The following is a 19,834-nucleotide window of genomic DNA, read 5'->3' on the forward strand; positions in this document are numbered from 1 at the left end:
CGACAAGTGCGCTCATCACGATGATTACAGTACAAGTACTCTTTACAGGAGTGACGTTGTATTTTTTCTACAAAGTGCTAAAGACACCACTGAAGGAAGACGATTTGGATGAATAAATAGGATTTTATATATTCATATTTGGTATTTGTAAAATGATATAAATGCTGAATAGACTGAGATATTATATTCGAAACTATTTTGGTTTTACCAAAAGAGAGACCAATGGAGTCATCGTCATCATGTTTTTGATGGTTATACTCTGTGGGTCTTTTTTTTATTTACAGGATTTGATGTTTGGGTTTCATACAGTCAAGCTCCCAGCTTCAGAAACTCAAATGGCAATGATTGATCAATGGAATGCGCTTTATCCTCCAAAGTCTAATCAAGCTAATCAAGAGCAAAAAACTGAAGTGGAAGTCGCATACTTTAATTTTGATCCGAATATGGTCAGCAAGGAAGAACTGATCAGCCTAGGTTTTTCAGACAAGCTCTCTCAAACACTGATTAATTTTAGAAATAAAGGAGGAGAATTTAGAGAAAAGGAGGACTTGCAAAAGGTCTATGGAATGAGTGAAGCGCTCTATGATAAGCTAGAAGACTATATAGTGATACCAGAGCAAAATACATCCAAGAAATTTCAAGCGGATCGTAGATCGATAAAACAAGTACCTACCTATCAAAGAGATACAGCATATACGCCCCCTCCTCAGCCAAAAAAGATCGAAGCTTTTGTGACTACCATGAGTCTCAATGAGGCGGATAGTTTATCCCTCACCTCCGTGCGTGGAATCGGCCCTGCGCTTTCAAGTAGGATCATAAAGTATAGGGAGTCTATGGGAGGCTTCATTCGTGAAGAGCAGTTAGAGGAGATTTATGGTCTGAGAGAAGATGTCAAGGAAGCACTTTTGGAGCGATTTTACATCGAAGATGGATTTGAACCTAAGCAAATCAATATCAATCTAGCTACTGCTGAGGAGCTTGCCAAGCATCCATACATTACCTACAAGCTAGCCAACATCCTAGTAGCCTATAGAGAGCAGCATGGAGCCTATCGGGATGCTGATGATTTATTAAATATCAAAGTGATCAAGAAGGACTTGGTAGGGATGATAGCGCCTTACTTATCCTTTAAATAAACAAGCCGAACTCATCTGGCTCGGCTTGTCTAAAGTTTTAGAATTTGCTCATGTTCTAGTAAACACGCTGTCCTGAGACATAAGTGTTTTTTACTTTGGCATCTCTCAGCTTTTCATATGCCAACTCCATGATATCTTCTTGGAAGATCACAAAGTCTGCAAGCTTACCGACTTCGATGCTACCTTTTTTATCTTCTTCAAAATTGGCGTGAGCAGCCCAGATCGTAGTGCCTTTTAGGGCTTCTTCTCTGCTTAGTTTATTTTCCATTTGGAAACCTTCTTCAGGCCAATTTTTAGCATCTCTACGTGCTACAGCTGAGTGAAAACCATACATCGGATTGATGTCTTCTACTGGAAAATCACTTCCGAGTGCAATCGTGCCATTTTGATCTAAAAGATCCTTAAATGTATAGGCTGTCTTGATTCTGTCTGGTCCTAGTCTATCTTCAGCCCAATACATGTCTGAAGTAGCATGAGTTGGCTGCACTGATGGGATGATGCTATACGCTGCAAATTTATCAATATCCGCCCTAGTCACGATTTGCGCATGTTCTATTCTCCATCTGAGATCATTTTTGCCTTTAAGCACTCGTCCATAAATGTCAAGAAGTGTTCTATTGGCAGAATCTCCAATACAGTGCGTATTCATTTGGAAGCCATTTGCATACATTTCATTGGCAAGCGACTCAAAAGTTTCTGGTTCGCTTAGTAGAAAACCGCTATTGTCTGGATCATCATGATATGGTGCTAAAAGACTTGCTCCTCTAGAACCCAAAGCACCATCTCCGTATATTTTAAAGCTTCTGACGGTCAGTTGATCTGTGATATAATGACCGTTTTTGAAATAGTAATCTTTATTTTCCTGAGTTGGGTTGATCATAGCATAGATACGCATCTTGAAGCTGCCAGCTTTGTGCAGAGAGTCCATCAACTCTATAGTGCTTCTGTCTAATCCTGCATCTACCACTGTGGTAAGTCCTACACGGAAACAGTTTTCTTGAGCCATCAGTAGCGCACGAACAGATTCTTGTGTGTCTGGCTCTGGGATTTGCTCTGATACGAGGTCAATAGCATTATCTACCAAGACGCCTGTAGGCTCATTGTTTTCTACGATTACTTTCCCGCCAATCATTTTTGTCTGAGCGGTGACTCCACCTAGTTTGAGTGCTGCACTATTCGCTAAGGCAGCATGCCCATCTACTCTAGTAAGTAAAAGGGGAGTGTCAGGAAAAAGGATGTCAAAAGTATCCTTTTTTGGAAATGCCTGACCTGGCCAAGCGTTTTGATCCCAACCTCTACCAATGATCCATGGTGCATCAGGGTATTTTTCTCTGTGAGCAATCACTCTAGCGACTAGCTCATCGAAAGATTTAGTAAATCCCAAGTCAGCATAAGCTAAGCCTAATCCATAGCGGTAAAAGTGTGCATGTCCGTCAATCAATCCAGGATATATGGGGCTGCCTTCTGCATCGACTTCATCAGTAGCCTTGTAGGCCAATAGAATGTCTGTATCATTTCCTACAGCGACAAACTTTCCATCTTTCACAGCAAAAGCTGTAGCTTTGCTAAAGTCTCCATCTACTGTGTAGACGTTGGCATTGAAGACAATGAGATCTACTTCTTCTTTACTGCCACAAGCGAAAACAAAAGCGGTGGTAGCGAGCAAAATGAGTGATCGGATAATAGAATTGAATTTCATGTTTTTTGAAATATTTCGTTTGAGCTTATCTAAAGCACCAATTTAGGAATAAATTTAATGTTTGTTAAGAAATTATGATAGATGGTTTGGAAAGACTTCAGTTTCCCCAGACAGCATTGAGAATTGAAGCTGCGGAAGGAGGATGGCAAGTCTTTGATCGCATCCGAAAGAAGATGATTTGGCTGACTCCCGAGGAATGGGTGCGGCAGCATGTAGTAGCTTATTTGATCGATCAGCTCAATTATCCCAAAGCACTATTTACTGTAGAAAAAGGATTGAAATATAATGCGCGTCAAAAGCGAACAGATATTCTTGTTTCAGATAGAAATGGCAATCCCTATCTATTAGTAGAATGTAAAGCGCCTGAGGTCAAGTTGAGCCAAAAAACTGTAGAGCAGGCCTGTATCTACAATAAAATAAAAGAGGCGAAATACTTAGTTTTGACAAATGGACTACAAACGATTTGTTTAGCCTATCATGCAGATGACAAGAGTTATCGACAGCTTCAAACTATTCCAGCTTTTGACGAGGAATGAGTAGAGATAAAAGCTTAGTTTTTTTTACAATAGAAAAGCAGGATCATGTCCTGCTTTTCTATTGTAATTATAATGTGCTTAGCAATTAAGCCAAGTATTTCTCTACAGGTACATACGGAAGGTTAAATGCATCCGCTACACCTTTGTAAACTACATCTCCATTGATCACATTGAGACCTAGGGCTAGTTCTTTGTTGTCTTGGCAAGCTTTCTTCCAGCCTTTATCTGCAAGTTGAATGGCATATGGAAGTGTTGCATTTGTCAGCGCAAGTGTTGAAGTGAAAGGTACCGCACCTGGCATGTTAGCTACACAGTAGTGGACTACATCATCTATGATGAAAGTAGGGTTTTCATGTGTAGTAGGCGTACAAGTTTCGATACAACCACCTTGATCTACAGCTACGTCCACGAGTACAGTACCAGGTCTCATGTCTTTTAGCATATCTCTAGTGATCAAGTGAGGGGCTTTAGCTCCTGGGATCAAAACCGCACCGATGATCAAATCAGCTTCTTTGATTAGTTCTCTGATGTTATACTCGTTAGACATCATCGTCTTGACGTTTGCCGGCATGACATCTGCTAAGTAGCGAAGTCTGGCAAGTGAGATATCCATGATCGTCACATCTGCACCTAGACCAGCAGCCATCCAAGCAGCCTGAGTACCTACGATACCACCCCCTAGGATCAAAACTTTAGCTGGAAGTACTCCTGGTACACCACCTAATAGGATACCTCTACCCTTGAGAGGCTTCTCTAGATAGTTAGCACCTTTTTGCACAGACATTCTACCAGCTACTTCTGACATAGGTACTAGTAGTGGAAGACTTCTGTCTGTTTTCTCTACAGTTTCATAAGCAAGGCATACAGATTTATTGCTGATCATCGCCTCAGTGAGTGGCTGATAAGAAGCAAAGTGGAAATAAGTGAAAAGTAATTGATCTTTCTTTATCAGGTTGTATTCTGGAGCGATTGGCTCCTTTACCTTCATGATCATCTCAGCAGCATCATAGACAGCCTCGATCGTAGGAAGTATCTCAGCACCTGCTACCAAATATTCTTGGTCAGGAAAGCCACTACCTTCACCAGCAGTTGATTGTACATAGACGATATGCCCTCTTTTAACGAGTTCTTTGGCACCCGCTGGCGTCAAAGCCACACGGTTTTCATTGTTTTTTATTTCCTTTGGAACACCTATTATCATGGTATCAATATTTGGGTTTTTGAAACTCAGCGCAAATATAGTAAGCTATTCCAAATATTAATGTGCCCTCTGATTTTATTCTGTTTTTAGTCTGACCCCCCTATAAATCAAAGCCTAAGTAGGTCAATCACTGATATGAATAAGAAATAAAATTTTGATATAAGCATTGAAAGAGTCTTCAGGCAGACTATTATTTGGGTCATTATAAATTTTCTTTATTTCAAAGGTTTGCAAGCCTTATATTTTTCGTTATTTTTGGACTGCTTTAAAAGCGAATAAACCCAAAAACATTTATAGATATTAAATTATAGGATAGTGAGTGCTACAAAAACTAAATCGATACTTAACAAAGCAGCAGTTTTAGCAGATTATAAGCTAGCGCAAGAAAGCCGTCAAGCTTCTCTCATGGGACGTAAAGAGGTTTTTATGGGTAAAGCTAAGTTTGGAATCTTTGGAGATGGAAAGGAAGTGGCGCAAATCGCTATGGCTAAAGCTTTTCAAAAGGGAGATTTTAGGTCTGGATATTACAGAGATCAGACTTTCATGTTTGCTATAGGAGAGCTTACTGTACAGCAGTATTTTGCACAACTCTATGCACATACTAGCGTGACAGATGAGCCAGCTTCAGCAGGTCGCTTGATGAATGGACACTTTGGAACGAGATACCTCGATGACCAAGGTAACTGGAAGGCGCAAACGGCTCAGAAAAATTCTACTTCTGATGTTTCCCCTACAGCCTCACAAATGCCAAGATTGGTTGGTTTGGCCTATGCTTCTAAGCTTTATCGCAACAATCCAAAACTTAAGGATTTAAAAGATTTCAGTATCAAAGGAAATGAGGTAGCATGGGGAACTATTGGTAATGCTTCTACTTCCGAAGGGATGTTTTTTGAAGCGGTCAATGCCGGTGGTGTACTTCAAGTACCGATGGTTGTTTCCGTCTGGGATGATGAGTATGGTATCTCGGTACCCAAGGAATACCACACAACCAAAGGAAGTATCTCAGAAATTCTCAAAGGTTTTCAAAGAAATAAAGAGCAAAAGGGCTATGAGATCATCGTAGTCAATGGTTGGGACTACCTAGCTTTAGTAGAGGCCTACCAAAAAGCAGCTAAAATAGCGCGTGAGGAACATGTACCTGTATTGGTTCACGTGGTGCAATTGACACAGCCTCAGGGTCACTCTACATCTGGTTCGCATGAGCGATACAAGTCTAAGGAAAGACTGGCTTGGGAAGCTGAATATGACTGTGTAGAGCAAATGAAAGCATGGATCATCCGTGAAGGGATGGCGACTAAGGAAGAGCTAGATGCAGTAGAGCAGCAAGCCGCTAAGGATGCTAAGGATGCCAAAGATGCTGCTTGGAAGGCTTTCGTAGGGGAGATCAAGGCAGAACAAAAAGAAGCAGTAGCACTCATCCAAGCTGTAGCAGCTGAAAGCAATAGAAAAGAAGCTATCGAAGAGATCGCGACCAAATTAGCAGGAGAGATGAATCCCATCAGAAAGGATGTCATCAGTGCTGTTCGCCAAGTAATTAGACTACTCAGATTTGAGGCTGGTTCTGCCAAGACAGCCTTGGTAGCTTGGTATGAGGCACAACAAGAGAAAAATTTCGATAAATATAATTCGTATTTATACAGTCAATCTGAACAGTCAGCTTTGAAAGTAGCGGAAGTCAAGCCCGTATTTGACGAGGATGCTAAGCAAGTAGACGGAAGAGAAGTGCTACAAGCTTGCTTTGATGCAGCGCTTTCAAGAGATCCTAGAGTCTTCGCTTTTGGAGAGGATGTCGGTAAGATAGGAGATGTCAATCAAGCTTTTGCAGGACTTCAAGAGAAGCATGGTGAACTTCGTGTGACAGATACTGGTATCAGAGAATGTACCATCCTTGGTCAAGGGATTGGTGCTGCGATGAGAGGTCTTAGACCGATCGCAGAGATTCAATATTTGGATTATTTGCTCTATGCAATCCAGATCATGTCAGATGATTTAGCTTGTCTACAGTATAGAACCAAAGGAGGCCAAAAAGCTCCTGTCATTATCCGTACGAGAGGACATAGACTAGAAGGTGTTTGGCACTCTGGTTCACCGATAGGTATGATCCTCAATAGCATCAGAGGGGTACATGTGTTGGTTCCGAGAGATATGACACAAGCGGCAGGTTTTTACAATACCATGCTGCAGTCTGACGAGCCTGCACTTATCATCGAATGTCTTAATGGCTATAGACTAAAGGAGAGAATTCCTACAAATATAGGAGAGTTTACAGTGCCACTAGGAAAGCCTGAAGTGCTTCGTGAGGGCACTGATGTCACAGTGGTCACTTACGGATCGATGTGTCGTATCATCATGGATGCAGCTAGTGTTTTAGATGATATGGGTATCTCTGTAGAGGTGATAGATGTACAGTCTTTACTACCATTTGATGTGGATCACATGATCGTAGAGTCTATCAAGAAGACTAACCGTGTAGTTTTTGCAGACGAAGATGTACCAGGAGGAGCTTCAGCCTATATGATGCAAAAAGTAGTAGAGGAGCAAAATGCCTATTTCCACTTAGATAGTCAGCCGCTTACAATCAGTGCCCAAGAGCACAGACCAGCCTACTCATCTGATGGAGACTACTTCTCTAAACCTAGTGTGGATGATGTAGTAGAAAAGATCTATGCCATGATGCATGAGGTAGATCCAAAAAGCTATCCAGCGATTTTCTAAAAAGTTTGATTAGATAAAATGAAAATGGCTTTCTGATGAAGAAAGCCATTTTTTTAATTAAATATTTTTTTAATCGACCCTGACGCCTTGTAGTGTGAAATCCTCACTCACAGCGACATTGCTTTGATTGAGCGCTCTGTCTTTGATCTGGACTTCTAGACGGATAGTATCTGTTCTGAAGATTGGAAGCCAGCCAGAGGAAAGCATTCCGTAGCGTATTTTTCCTTCGAGCGGTCTCGCACGATCACTCGTGTTGAGTATAGGAAATCTTCCATTGAAAGTGGTGTAGAATGGAGCATCTTCCCATCTAAATTCATTGTAAGCACCGTTTTGCTTAACAAAGAACTTTACAGAAATATTGAAGTGATTTGGATTTCTTTCTACTAAAAGTGTGTCAAACCTAGCACTCTCTTCAGTGGCATTCCTATTTTCAACGATGACCCAGTCTAATGGATTATAAGGTGGGAAAGCTGGATCGTTGCTATAATTGATAAACTGCCCAAGATTATCCCTCACAAAGTCAAAAGGCTGAAAAGGTGGGTTTTGCTCATTTCCTCTAAGCCCTAGATCACCTTCCGCATCTTTGAAATTAATAGTGACTACAAGGGAGTCTGGTCCATTGACTTCTTTGAACTCTACTTTGTCCCAAGAGATCTCAGGTACAGAAGGAAAGTCATCAGGAGGTCTATTACAAGCTAAAAAGCTCATAAATGCCAATCCAAGGATGAAAAATTTGATATATTTGAGCGTCATATCGATGAGCGATTTATTGCAATTTCGTAAAATTTCACTGCTTTGCCAGCTTTCAAGCACATTTCAGTTAAATCAAGTTAATAACGAATGGATTTTGTCAAAAGTTTTAAGCAAAAGTTGCTTTCAGGTCAGTTTGATTTTGAGGAGATGGCACTCACACTATTTGCTTGGCAGGCGAAACATAATAGCGTCTATAAAAGGTACTTGGATGCTCTCGGTAGAGATATCCAACAAGTGAAGCAGCTTACGGATATTCCATTTTTGCCGATTGCTTTTTTCAAATCTCAAGATGTAGTATCTGGCCATTTTGAGGCTGTGGCTACATTTGAAAGTAGCGGAACGACAGGCGCACAAACAAGCAGGCACAAAGTAGCCGATTTAGATTTTTATCAAAAACTAACCCAGAAGTTGTTTGAGGAATCTTATGGTCCACTTCAAGATTGGAGTATTTTGGCGCTCTTGCCTTCATATCTTGAAAGGAACAATTCCTCTCTCGTGGCCATGGTAGACTACTTCATCAAAGAGAGTGGGCAGTCTACTGGAGGGTTTTACCTCAATGATCTCAAAGCACTTATCCAACAAATCGAAAAAAATAAATTTTTAGGACATAAAACTTTATTGATTGGGGTGAGTTTTGCGTTATTAGATCTAGCAGAACATCAGGAAATTAACCTGTCTGATATAGTCATCATGGAGACAGGTGGAATGAAAGGTAGGCGTAAAGAGCTGACTAGATTTGAACTTCATGAACAGCTAAAAAGTGCTTTTCGTGTTAAAAGTATTCATTCAGAGTATGGGATGACAGAATTATTTTCGCAGTCCTATTCATCTGGAGAGGGTTTATTTAAAATTTCTTCAAGTTTTAACGTTCTTATTCGTGATATCAACGATCCTTTTACGTATATGAGTGAAACAAAAAAAGGAGGGATCAATGTAATAGACTTGGGGAATGTTCAAAGTTGTGCCTTTATAGAAACACAAGATATAGGCATGAAGCATGATAGTCAGTACTTTGAAGTACTAGGGAGGTTTGACCAAGCAGATATTAGAGGCTGCAATTTATTGGTGCTTTGAGTTTCATTTTATATATTTCGAACGATTTTAAAAAAGAATAACCACAATGAAAAAAATATTATCAATAGTAGCACTTGGAATGGGGATCTTGATCTTAGGGTCATGTGCTTCTTCTAAGCCATGTCCGGCTTACAGCAAGACAGACATCACAACCACTGACAAAAAGGTATAAATAGAAAGCCGAGTCTTCACTCGGCTTTTTCTTTACTTATAGTTTCCAAATCGCTCGACATCATTTTTAGAGATTTTTTGACCTCCCAAGATGACGAGTCTTTCTACCACGTTTCTCAGTTCTCTGATATTTCCAGTCCATTCAAACTCTTGTAGGAGCTTGATAGCATCCTGCTCTATCTCCTTTTTGCTAGTACCATATTCTCCCGCAATATCCTCTAAAAATCTATTCACCAATAGCGGAATGTCATCTTTTCTCTCCTTAAGAGCCGGGACTTCAATCAAGATCACACTAAGACGATGGTATAAGTCTTCCCTGAATTTATTTTCAGCAATTTCCTTTTTGAGATCCTTATTAGTCGCTGCGACTACACGCACATCTACTTTGATGTCTTTGTCTCCGCCTACACGACTGATTTTACTTTCTTGTAGCGCTCTAAGCACTTTGGCTTGAGCAGAGAGGCTCATGTCTCCGATCTCATCGAGGAAAAGTGTTCCGCCTATTGCCTGTTCAAATTTACCTTGACGTTGCTTCACAGCAGAAGTAAAAGCGCCTTTTTCATGACCAAATAGCTCACTTTCTATCAGATCAGCAGGTATAGCTGCGCAGTTGACTGCTATGAATGGAGCATCTGAGCGGTTACTTTTTTGATGCAGCCAGTGAGCTACTAACTCCTTACCAGTACCGTTTGGTCCAGTGATGAGTACGCGTGCTTCGGTGGGAGCGACTTTTTCGATTGTATCCTTAAGCTGTACGATGGGTGTAGACTCACCTACGATATCGAGCTTTTTACTAAGTTTCTTTTTGAGGACTTTCGTCTCAGTTACCAGATTTGACTTATCTAGAGCATTGCGAACAGTCAGTAATAGCCTATTGAGATCAGGTGGCTTAGGGACGAAATCAAAAGCACCTTTCTTAGTAGCTTCTACGGCTGTTTCGATCGTGCCATGAGCAGAGATCATGATAAACTGAGCTGACTTACCAGCTTCCATGCTCTTTTCTAAGACTTCGATACCATCCATCTTAGGCATTTTCACATCACATAGTACTAGGTCAAAGTCTTCTTTCATGATCAGGTCAAAGCCCTCTTCACCATCTTTAGCTTCTGTGATCGTGTATTTTTCGTATTCTAAGATTTCTTTGAGCGTCATTCGGATGCTCTTTTCGTCATCTACGATTAAGATTTTTGCCATTTTATCGATTGGTTTTGAAAAACATAAAAAGATGCAAGTCTATAAGCCGGGTTCTGTTCACTTACCTGTGTAAGCTTGCTTATCATTTATCTAGCCCTGCCTTCACAGACAGGATCTATCGATCTACCCATTTCGTAGCAGAGACGAGCAGCCTCTGTGAGGTTTCCCTCAAAACGAAACCTATTTGATCTTTCAACCCATAAGGTTTACCCTGCCACTGATGTCGCCACCAGCGCGGTGAGCTCTTACCCCACCTTTTCACCCTTACCTCGCGAGCGAGGCGGTATATTTTCTGTGGCACTAGCTGTCTCTCTTACGAGAGCCTTCCCGTTAGGAAGTATGGTGCTCTATGTTGCCCGGACTTTCCTCTTTCTGCATTGTTGCGGACAGCGATAAGCCGACTTGCATGCGCAATTTTACACATTTTTAGGGAATTATCGCCCATGAAAGATTTTCTACAATCATCGAGATAAAAAGAATGCTATCAGTCATACTATCTGATACAGATTATCTATCAAAAATTATTTAGGCTTATTTGGATTTAATTTAAATAGAGTCTAATCTTGCAGCATTATTTAAAACCAGTCTTAATAAATATGTTTCAAAATATACGAATGCTCAAGTTTAGCGCTGTCCTGATAGTTACATTATTGATGTTACAAACAATATCATTTGCGAAGGATGATAAGCCAGCAATCAAAGGTACTATTCTGTCTGTCAATCAAGAGCCAGTAGCTTTTGCCAATGTGATGGTAGAGGGTACCTACAAAGGTGCATTCACGGAAGAAGATGGTTCTTTCATTATTTATGATTTGCCCGATGGTGAGTATACAGTGATTATCTCTGCTTTAGGGTATAAGCGCATCACTCAAAAGGTAACGATCAAAGACGGAGTAGCTCAAAATCTCAATATAGCTTTTGAGGAGGAAGTGACGGAAATTCCACAAATCACAGTATTTGCAAACAGAGACCGTATGTTTACTAAAGTTCCAGGATCAGCAGGGTACGTAAGCAGAGAGGAACTCACTAAAATCAAACCGATCAGTGGTAATGAAGCGCTCAGAAGAGTGGCTGGTGTGCATGTAGTCGATGAAGAAGGTCTCGGCATGCGTGTCAATATCGGTATCAGAGGACTTGATCCAGATAGGAGCAGGTCAGTGCTCGTGATGGAAGATGGTGTGCCGGTAGCATTGGCTCCTTATGGTGAGCCTGAGATGTACTACTCACCTGCTATAGACAGGATGTCAGGCATTGAAGTACTCAAGGGTTCTGGACAAATTCTTTATGGTCCTCAGACGATCGGTGGTGTGATCAACTACCTGACAGCCAATCCCCCTCAAGAAGAAGAAATCAAAGTACGCATGCAAGGTGGTCAGGGTGGATTTTTCTCTGGACTATTGAGTTATGGAAATACTTTTGGTAATTCTGGTATCCAAGTAGACTACCTACGCAAGCAAGCAGATGAAGTAGGTCCTACAGAGTTTCAAATCAATGACTTCAATGTGAAGTTCAAGCAAGAGCTGACAGAGAGATCTACGCTAGGTTTGAAGCTAGGCGTTTACAATGAAGTGTCTAACTCTACTTATATTGGTTTGACGCAGTCGATGTATGATATGGGTGGTATGGACTTTTTGCGCATAGCGCCAGATGACCAGCTTGATGTAAAGCGATTCTCTGGGAGTGCTACTCATGAATACAAAATCAATGATAGAGTGAAGCTGAAAACACTAGCTTATGCTTACACGACTACGCGTAACTGGAGAAGACAAGACTTTGCGAGTACACCTCCAGCTAATCCAACAGGTGTAGTATATGGTGATACAAACATACCAGGTGGTGCGATCTATATGCGCAACAGCACAGGGAATAGAAATAGACAGTTTGAGGTAGTGGGTGTCGAACCTAGACTAGAAGTACAACATGATCTATTTGGCTTCTCTAATGAGCTTCAAACAGGCGTTCGTTACTTATATGAAAAAGCCTATGAGCAGCGTGTCAATGGTACGAAGTTCAATGTATCATCTGGCAACTTAGTGGAAGATGAAGTGCGTACTGGCAATGCGCTGAGTGCGTATGTACAAAATAAGTTTAATCTCTCTGAGCGCTTCATGGTTAGTGCAGGTGTACGTGTGGAGAATTTTAATTATGAAAGAGATATCTTCAGAAGAAGCTTTCCTGGTATAGGGGTGAGGGATACTATTTTGGTCAATAACTCAAGCCTAACAGAAGTCATCCCAGGCCTTGGGTTCACTTACAAAGTATTCGATAAAACAACTGTTTTTGGTGGCGTGCATAGAGGATTTGCTCCTCCTAGAACTAAAGATGCAATCACCTCTCTTGGTGATGCGCTAGACTTGGAGGCTGAGAAAAGTTGGAACTATGAGCTTGGATTTAGAGCAGATGTGACATCTGGAGTTTATGCAGAAATCACTGGTTTTTACATGAACTTCTCTAATCAGGTAATCCCCGTATCAGAGTCTTCAGGTGGACTAGGTACTGGCTTGGTCAATGGTGGTGCTACAGTACACCAAGGATTAGAGGCAGCGTTAGCAGTAGATTTTAGCAAAATATTTAGCTGGAAGAAGACAAGCTTGATCTATGATATCAATGCCTCTTATGTAGAAGCTACCTACAGTGAAGATAGATTTATAGACGCAGGTGAAGATGCTCCTGTCAATATCAGTGGCAATTTCACACCTTACGCACCTCAAGTATTTCTTTCATCAGCACTTTCAGTAGAGACACTTTCTGGTTTTGGACTTAGACTTACAGGTACTTATGTGGGGGATCAGTTCACAGACGAACTTAATACCGTCACTCCAAGTGCCAATGGTCAGATCGGTGAGTTGCCAGCTTATTTCACATTAGATGCTACAGCGAGCTATTTTGTAGAGAAATGGAATACAGCATTTAATGTATCTGTTAAAAATCTCACAGACGAGCGCTACATCAGCACGAGAAGACCTCAGGGTATCCGAGTTGGCTTGCCTCGATTTATCACTGCAGGATTTGAAATTAAGTTTTAAGGGTTTACTGATTTAATTTGAAAGGGATGTATCACTGATGTATCCCTTTTTTTCTGTTCATCTCCCCAAACTTCCTTTTGTCACCTAGCATTTGTAAGCCAGATAAATCTTGTGTATCATTAATCTACAATCCAACCAACCAAATACACTATGAGAAAATTCATACGAGATAGTTGGAGTAGTTTAGGATACATGCTACTCCTTTTGATTTTTACACTAGGAAGTGTGGAAGCACAGCGCAGACAAGCGCCAGCTGCACCAACTCCTGTAGTCGATGACCAACTTCACGCTTCTGTGGAGTGGCGCTTAGTAGGGCCATTTAGAGGAGGAAGATCTGCTGCGGTAGCAGGCATCCCTGGCCAACCCAATACTTTCTTTTTTGGAGCTACTGGTGGAGGTGTCTGGAAAACTGAAAATGGCGGACAGACATGGTTCAATATCTCTGATGGCTACTTTGGAGGATCAATCGGGGCTGTGACGGTCAGTCCAAGTGATCCGTCAGTGATCTATGTAGGGGGTGGAGAAAAGACGGTAAGAGGTAACGTATCCTATGGATATGGCATGTGGAAATCTACAGATGGAGGTAAATCATGGAAGGCTACAGGGCTTGAAAATTCACGTCATATCTCCAGAATTCGTGTTCACCCGACAGATCCAAATACGGTCTATGTAGCAGTGATGGGAGATCTTTTCAAAGGAACACAAGAAAGAGGCGTGTATAAAACAACCAACGGAGGAGAAACTTGGACAAAAATACACTTTGCCAATGAAGATGCTGGAGCAGTAGACTTGATCTTAGATCCGAGCAATCCGAATACACTCTATGCAAGTACTTGGAGAATCAGAAGAACTCCATACAGCTTAGAAAGTGGAGGAGAGGGTTCTGCTCTTTGGAAAAGTACAGATGCTGGTAAGACATGGATGGAAATCTCTAAAAACCCTGGTTTTGCTACGGGAACACTAGGGATTATCGGGGTGACAGTTTCTCCGGTAAATCCAAATCGAGTTTGGGCCATTGCTGAAAGTCTAGAGGGAGGCGTTTTCAGATCAGATGATGGCGGGATGACTTGGAGAAAAACCAATGATGATCGTAACCTCAGACAAAGAGCCTGGTACTATACGAGAATCTATGCCGATACGCAAGATGAAAATACTGTTTATGTACTCAATGTGCGCTATCACAAATCTACTGATGGAGGGAGGACTTTCTCTAGCAACAATGCACCTCATGGTGACCACCATGATCTATGGATAGCGCCAGAAGATCCTAATCGCATGGTCATCGCAGATGATGGAGGCGCACAAGTTTCTTTCAATGGTGGTCAAGATTGGTCTACTTATATGAATCAGCCAACTGCGCAATTTTACAGAGTCACTACAGATAATCATTTCCCCTATAGAATCTACGGTGCGCAGCAGGATAATTCTACTATGAGAATCGCCCATAGAAATGATGGAGGTGCTATCACTGAAAATGACTGGGAAACATCTGCTGGTTCTGAAAGCGGTTGGCTAGCGGTAGACCCATTGGACAATGACATCGTCTATGGTGGTAACTATGGCGGACTTTTAGAACGCGTTAACCACCGAACAGGAGAAAGCCGAAGTATCAACGTCTGGCCAGATAACCCAATGGGGCATGGAGCAGAGGGGATGAAGTATCGCTTTCAGTGGAACTTCCCGATCTTCTTTTCGCCACATAATCCAAAGAAACTGTATACTACGTCTAATCACGTACATGTGACGACCAATGAAGGACAAAGCTGGGAGATCATCAGCCCTGACTTAACTAGAAACGATCCTTCTAAATTAGGACCATCAGGTGGACCTATCACTAAAGATAATACTTCAGTAGAGTATTATGCGACCATCTTTGCAGCCATGGAATCACCCGTAAAAGAAGGTGTGATCTGGACTGGTTCTGATGATGGACTCGTACATGTGACTCAGGATGGAGGCAAGAATTGGACAAATGTCACGCCTAAAGACATGCCAGAGTGGATTCAAATCAACAGTTTAGAAGCAGATCCGCATAATGCTGCAGGAGCATACATAGCGGGTACAATGTACAAGTCTGGAGACTACAGACCATATCTCTACAAGACGTCTGATTATGGAAAGACTTGGACTAAAATAGTCAATGGCATCGACCCGGGACATTTTACTAGAGTGATCAGAGCTGATCCTGAGCAAAAGGGTTTACTCTTTGCTGGAACAGAGACTGGCATGTACATCTCTTATAATGATGGCGCTAGCTGGCAGTCATTCCAAAAGAATTTACCTATTGTGCCGATCACAGATTTGACGATCAAAGAAGGTAATCTCATCGCGGCTACTCAAGGCAGAAGCTTCTGGATCATAGATGATCTGACAGTGATCAGACAACTCGCTGCTGGTACTAAGGGAGATAATATTTTCTATAAGCCCTCACCAACTTACTTGATGGATGGCTTTAGCAGATCATCCTTGACGGCTGGAACAAATAGAGGAGCAGGCGTTCACTTACATTACTACCTTGCTAATGAGCCAACAGGCAATGTCAAAATCACTTTCTATGATAATGAAGGTAAAACGATAAGAGATTTCACTACTAAAGCTAAAAAAGGAGCCAATACCTATAACTGGAACTTGCGCTATCCAGATGCTAAAGGTTTTGAAGGGATGATCCTATGGGCAGCAAGACTGACAGGGCCTAAGATCGCTCCAGGCACGTATAAAGCTGAAATAAAAGTAGGCGATCAGACGATGGAGCAGACTTTTGATGTGCTGAAAGATCCTAGATATCCATCTACTGATGCAGACCTAGTAGCACAGAAGGATTTCTTACTGGCTGTGAGAGATAAAGTGACGGAGACGCATGAGACGATCATCGCTATCAGAGAGACGCGTGAGCAGCTCAACTTCTGGGTAGAAAAAGCTAAAGGAAAATCTGCCGCCAAAGCAGTAGCAGATGAAGCTAAGCGAATAGATGCGCTCATGACAGCAGTGGAGGAGACACTCTATCAGACCAAAAACAGAAGTGGTCAAGATCCACTTAACTATCCAATCCGACTTAATAACAAGTTAGCACACTTGACTTCAATCGCTGGAAGTGGATCATATAGACCTACAGACCAAGCAGAGCAAGTGCGTCAAGAGCTTACTGCGGCTATCGATGAGCAGATCGCTAAGTGGAAGCAAATCAAGTCCACGGAGATCCCTAAATTCAATGCCCTTATCAAATCTAGTGGTATAGAAGCTATCGAAGTGAAATAGCACTCGGCTATTTTCATACAACAAAAAGAGGATGTCGAAAGGCATCCTCTTTTTTATTGAAGCAAGAAATTAGAAAATATGAAGTAGAATTTTTTAAAATAGCTATGAATTACCCATTTTCATTTCTTTATTAGTAATTGTATTTTTAATATTGTTTTTAAGTGATTTTAGAAGATTGATTGATGAAGAACATTCAAAGTATTTTGTTGGCTAGTTTGGTGACTTTGTTGGCCTGTGGTCAGAAGGAAACTAAATACACAGCAATGGATCCTACTAAACAAGCAGTGCAAAAGGATGAAGGAGTAATTCGCTATGTTAAGCAAGTTCCAGAGTTGATTGAAGTTGATTATGATGAGGCTGAGGACATTGAGTTTAGCGAACATTTCAAGATTACTAAAGTAATTCCTTTAAGTGATGAGGTTTTGCTCGGAAGAGTGGACAAGCTTCGATTCACAGATAAACATATCTTGGTATTAGATAACCGCATTTCTAAAGGAGTCTTTTGCTTTGATTGGGAAGGTAATTTGATTTGGAAGTTTGATCATGAAGGTGGAGGACCGGATGAATTTTTAGATTTAAACGACTTTGATTTAGTAGATGATCGGGTCATACTTTTTGATGCGGGAGGTTTGAAGTCCATAGAGTTGGATGTCAATACAGGAAACATCATAGACAAGAAAAATTTCTACACAAACGGGATTCAAATATTTGCTACAGCAGGGCATTACATATTCACTCCTATATGCGTCACTTATGGAGAAGGGATGGACTATAAATTGCTAGTTTTCAATGATCAAAATGAACTGGTGAGCAAGTTATTACCCTATGAAAAAGTCAATATTGGAAATTGTTATGATGTAAAGCCATTTCTAACCAAGGCAGAGGATGGAAGTTCCTACTTTTTTGAGACGATCAATGATACAGTTTATCATGTAGTAGGTGACCAGGTGATCCCTAAGTATCAAATTCACTATGGAGATGGATTTCTAGAAAATGTGGCTGAATATAAGAATATGTCGTATAAAGATATCATTAATTTAGAGGAATACAGAACTTCTATGATAAGTCCAGTTAGTAATTTTTTGGATATAGGAAAGTTTATATGTATACAAGCATCAAAATATGATGAAGATATACAAAGAAAATTTTTATTTACATACTTTTATAATAAAGAAAGTAAAGAAGTTTCTGTCGTGAAGCTAATAAAAAATGATCCTTTTTTTATAGTACATCCTAATCCTACCTTATCCCCCTTACTGTTTGATCATGCATACGAGAATCAATTAATAAAAGTAGTTTTTCCGCAAAATTACAAGGCTGTAAGAGATCTTATAGCCAGAGACTCTCTTAATAATGCCATTTACAAGGAAAGATATTTTCCACTTTATGACATGATTCAAAATACAGAAGAAGAATCTAACCCAGTTTTGGTTTTTTATGAGAAACTTTAATTAGCAGGTTCAGCTGATTTGATGCGATACTCACCATAGATAGGGAAGTGGTCTGAATAGTCCACTTCTTTGTGTGTACGGAAGTTTTTGACTTCTAAGTCAGGCGTATAGAACTGATTATCTATTCTCAGAAAGACCAAGATATTATTAAAGCTAAAGCCAAAACCTCTCCCTGCATTTTCAAAGGCATTTTCCAATTTACTTTTTAACCTAAAGTAAGTGTAGCTATAAGGCACATCATTCAAGTCGCCCATCATGATCACAGGATAGGGTGATTGATCTGCATGGTCTAGGAGCAAGTCGATCTGACTAGCCCTCGCTTGTAGGCCTATAATGAGGCGCTTATAGGTATCTTTTAGCGAGCCTTTGATACGGTCTATATCCGAAAAGTTGTCAGGGTTGATACTCATAGATTCTAAGTGGAAGTTATACACACGCACGATCCCTTGATCGGTCTGGACATCCGCATAGATGGCGCCATTGGTAGTCTCAGACTCGAATACTTTACCCTGATCAATGATAGGAAACCTGCTAAAGATCGCTTGCCCATAAGATTGCTCCCTCAAGCTACCCGCATAGACTTCATAGTAGTGATAGTAGGTGCCATTTTGGTTGATTTGCTTGATGGCATCTAACTTAGGCTTACGACTATCTGTGTAAAACTCTTGTATGCATTTGATATCTGCCTCATGATCAGCAACCCACTTGATGCTATTGATCGAGAGGTTTTTGAATTCGTCTTGCTTGACCTCAAAGTTAAAACGCTTGACGTTATAGCTAAGGACTTTTAATCCATCAAAATCTTTGTCCGATGCATGCCACTGAAAGGTAATTAGTATAAATTTGTAGCCGATTAGCAGCACTACTGCTGGAAGAATAAATAGGCGGTCTTTTCGAAAGAGCAAAAGCAAAAAGAGTAGCGCATTAAAAGCTAAGGCTGGCGCTATCATAAATGGAAGCAAACCGATTTGCGGGAGTTTGGCAGGTGAAAAAAGTACACTTGCATAAAGCAAAAGAGTGACCACAAGGGTGAGCTTCGTGATGAACTTCATTTTTGGATATTAATTTTTGATTATCCGCTGTTTAAAACATTACAAACATAACAACGAATTTTACGTTTCAAACGTGTCCTTTTAATTTATATCAATGGAAGACGAAAGAGAAAGCAAAATCGCGATCAAACAAGCGATCATGAAGCAGTGTCTGCAAAAGCAATCTGACCTCATCACTACGGCTAGAGAAGCGATGAAAGAAGCACAAGACACGGCTAATGAGCAAGACAATGCGATAGAAGAGAAATTTGAATCCTTCAAAGCCCAAATGCAACAAGACCGTGACATGTATGCTAAGAAATTAGATGAACACCTTTCAAATATGGCCGTTCTCAAAAGAATCAGCAGTACCATGGTCAATCAAACAGTGACACAGGGATCAGTCGTAGTCACTTCTGCGCAAAACTACTTCATCTCGATCAGTATCGGAAGTATCACGGTAGAGGGTAAAAACTACTTTGCAATCAGCTCGCAGTCTCCCATTTATGAAGCCATGGCAGAAAAGAAAAAGGGCGATACTTTTGAGTTTAGAGGTCAAAAGATCACCCTATTGGATGTATTTTAATATCAG

General features: G+C 40.9%; 14 protein-coding genes and 1 other RNA gene. 9 read left to right on the plus strand and 6 right to left on the minus strand.

Annotated elements, in window-relative coordinates:
• Positions 1-161: 161 nt before the first annotated feature.
• Positions 162-1,136 (plus strand): ComEA family DNA-binding protein, encoded by a 975-nt coding sequence (locus I5349_RS00605; protein ID WP_226388779.1) that lies wholly within the window; start codon positions 162-164, stop codon positions 1,134-1,136.
• 55 nt (positions 1,137-1,191) lie between these two features.
• Here the strand turns inward: I5349_RS00605 and I5349_RS00610 are convergent, their stop codons facing one another.
• A complete protein-coding gene (locus tag I5349_RS00610) occupies positions 1,192-2,835 on the minus strand; it encodes an amidohydrolase (protein ID WP_226388780.1) in 1,644 nt (547 codons plus the stop codon).
• 74 nt (positions 2,836-2,909) lie between these two features.
• Between I5349_RS00610 and I5349_RS00615 the strand changes: the two genes are divergently transcribed.
• Positions 2,910-3,371, plus strand: a complete 462-nt coding sequence (locus tag I5349_RS00615) for a type I restriction enzyme HsdR N-terminal domain-containing protein (RefSeq protein WP_226388781.1) — start codon at positions 2,910-2,912, stop codon at positions 3,369-3,371.
• Positions 3,372-3,456: 85 nt separating this feature from the next.
• On the opposite strand, the gene ald is transcribed toward I5349_RS00615, so the two are convergent.
• Positions 3,457-4,572, minus strand: coding sequence for an alanine dehydrogenase (gene ald / locus I5349_RS00620; RefSeq protein WP_226388782.1), 1,116 nt, complete (start codon positions 4,570-4,572; stop codon positions 3,457-3,459).
• Positions 4,573-4,887: 315 nt separating this feature from the next.
• Here ald and I5349_RS00625 point away from each other — a divergent pair, with 315 nt between their 5' ends.
• Positions 4,888-7,287: an alpha-ketoacid dehydrogenase subunit alpha/beta gene (locus I5349_RS00625; RefSeq protein WP_226388783.1), complete on the plus strand. Its 2,400-nt coding sequence runs from the start codon at positions 4,888-4,890 to the stop codon at positions 7,285-7,287.
• A gap of 69 nt (positions 7,288-7,356) precedes the next feature.
• Here the strand turns inward: I5349_RS00625 and I5349_RS00630 are convergent, their stop codons facing one another.
• On the minus strand, positions 7,357-8,040 hold the full coding sequence (locus I5349_RS00630) for a hypothetical protein (RefSeq protein WP_226388784.1): 684 nt from the start codon (positions 8,038-8,040) through the stop codon (positions 7,357-7,359).
• Positions 8,041-8,127: 87 nt separating this feature from the next.
• Here I5349_RS00630 and I5349_RS00635 point away from each other — a divergent pair, with 87 nt between their 5' ends.
• Together I5349_RS00635 and I5349_RS14240 are read left to right on the plus strand one after the other, a co-directional pair.
• Positions 8,128-9,114, plus strand: a complete 987-nt coding sequence (locus I5349_RS00635) for an acyl transferase (RefSeq protein ID WP_226388785.1) — start codon at positions 8,128-8,130, stop codon at positions 9,112-9,114.
• A gap of 46 nt (positions 9,115-9,160) precedes the next feature.
• A complete protein-coding gene (locus I5349_RS14240; protein ID WP_262895340.1) occupies positions 9,161-9,286 on the plus strand; it encodes a hypothetical protein in 126 nt (41 codons plus the stop codon).
• Positions 9,287-9,318: 32 nt separating this feature from the next.
• Here I5349_RS14240 and I5349_RS00640 read toward each other — a convergent pair whose 3' ends face one another.
• Complete coding sequence (locus I5349_RS00640; RefSeq protein WP_226388786.1) at positions 9,319-10,479, minus strand: sigma-54-dependent transcriptional regulator; 1,161 nt, start codon at positions 10,477-10,479, stop codon at positions 9,319-9,321.
• 26 nt (positions 10,480-10,505) lie between these two features.
• Positions 10,506-10,888, minus strand: an RNA gene (gene rnpB / locus I5349_RS00645) — RNase P RNA component class A.
• Positions 10,889-11,132: 244 nt separating this feature from the next.
• Here rnpB and I5349_RS00650 point away from each other — a divergent pair.
• From I5349_RS00650 to I5349_RS00660, 3 genes are all read left to right on the plus strand, one after another.
• On the plus strand, positions 11,133-13,505 hold the full coding sequence (locus I5349_RS00650; RefSeq protein ID WP_226388787.1) for a TonB-dependent receptor: 2,373 nt from the start codon (positions 11,133-11,135) through the stop codon (positions 13,503-13,505).
• A gap of 150 nt (positions 13,506-13,655) precedes the next feature.
• The gene (locus tag I5349_RS00655; protein WP_226388788.1) at positions 13,656-16,760 is read left to right on the plus strand and encodes a VPS10 domain-containing protein; all 3,105 of its coding nucleotides are present in this window, start codon (positions 13,656-13,658) and stop codon (positions 16,758-16,760) included.
• A gap of 182 nt (positions 16,761-16,942) precedes the next feature.
• A complete protein-coding gene (locus I5349_RS00660; RefSeq protein WP_226388789.1) occupies positions 16,943-18,211 on the plus strand; it encodes a DUF4934 domain-containing protein in 1,269 nt (422 codons plus the stop codon).
• On the opposite strand, the gene I5349_RS00665 is transcribed toward I5349_RS00660, so the two are convergent.
• Positions 18,208-19,263 carry an endonuclease/exonuclease/phosphatase family protein gene (locus I5349_RS00665; RefSeq protein WP_226388790.1) on the minus strand — a complete coding sequence of 352 codons (1,056 nt, stop codon included), beginning with the start codon at positions 19,261-19,263 and terminating at the stop codon, positions 18,208-18,210. The genes I5349_RS00660 and I5349_RS00665 overlap by 4 nt on opposite strands.
• Before the next feature lie 94 nt (positions 19,264-19,357).
• Between I5349_RS00665 and I5349_RS00670 the strand changes: the two genes are divergently transcribed.
• Positions 19,358-19,828, plus strand: coding sequence for a hypothetical protein (locus tag I5349_RS00670; protein WP_226388791.1), 471 nt, complete (start codon positions 19,358-19,360; stop codon positions 19,826-19,828).
• Positions 19,829-19,834: the final 6 nt, after the last annotated feature.

The sequence above is a fragment of the Penaeicola halotolerans genome (genome assembly GCF_016464625.1).
Taxonomy (GTDB): Bacteria; Bacteroidota; Bacteroidia; order Cytophagales; family Cyclobacteriaceae; genus Penaeicola; species Penaeicola halotolerans.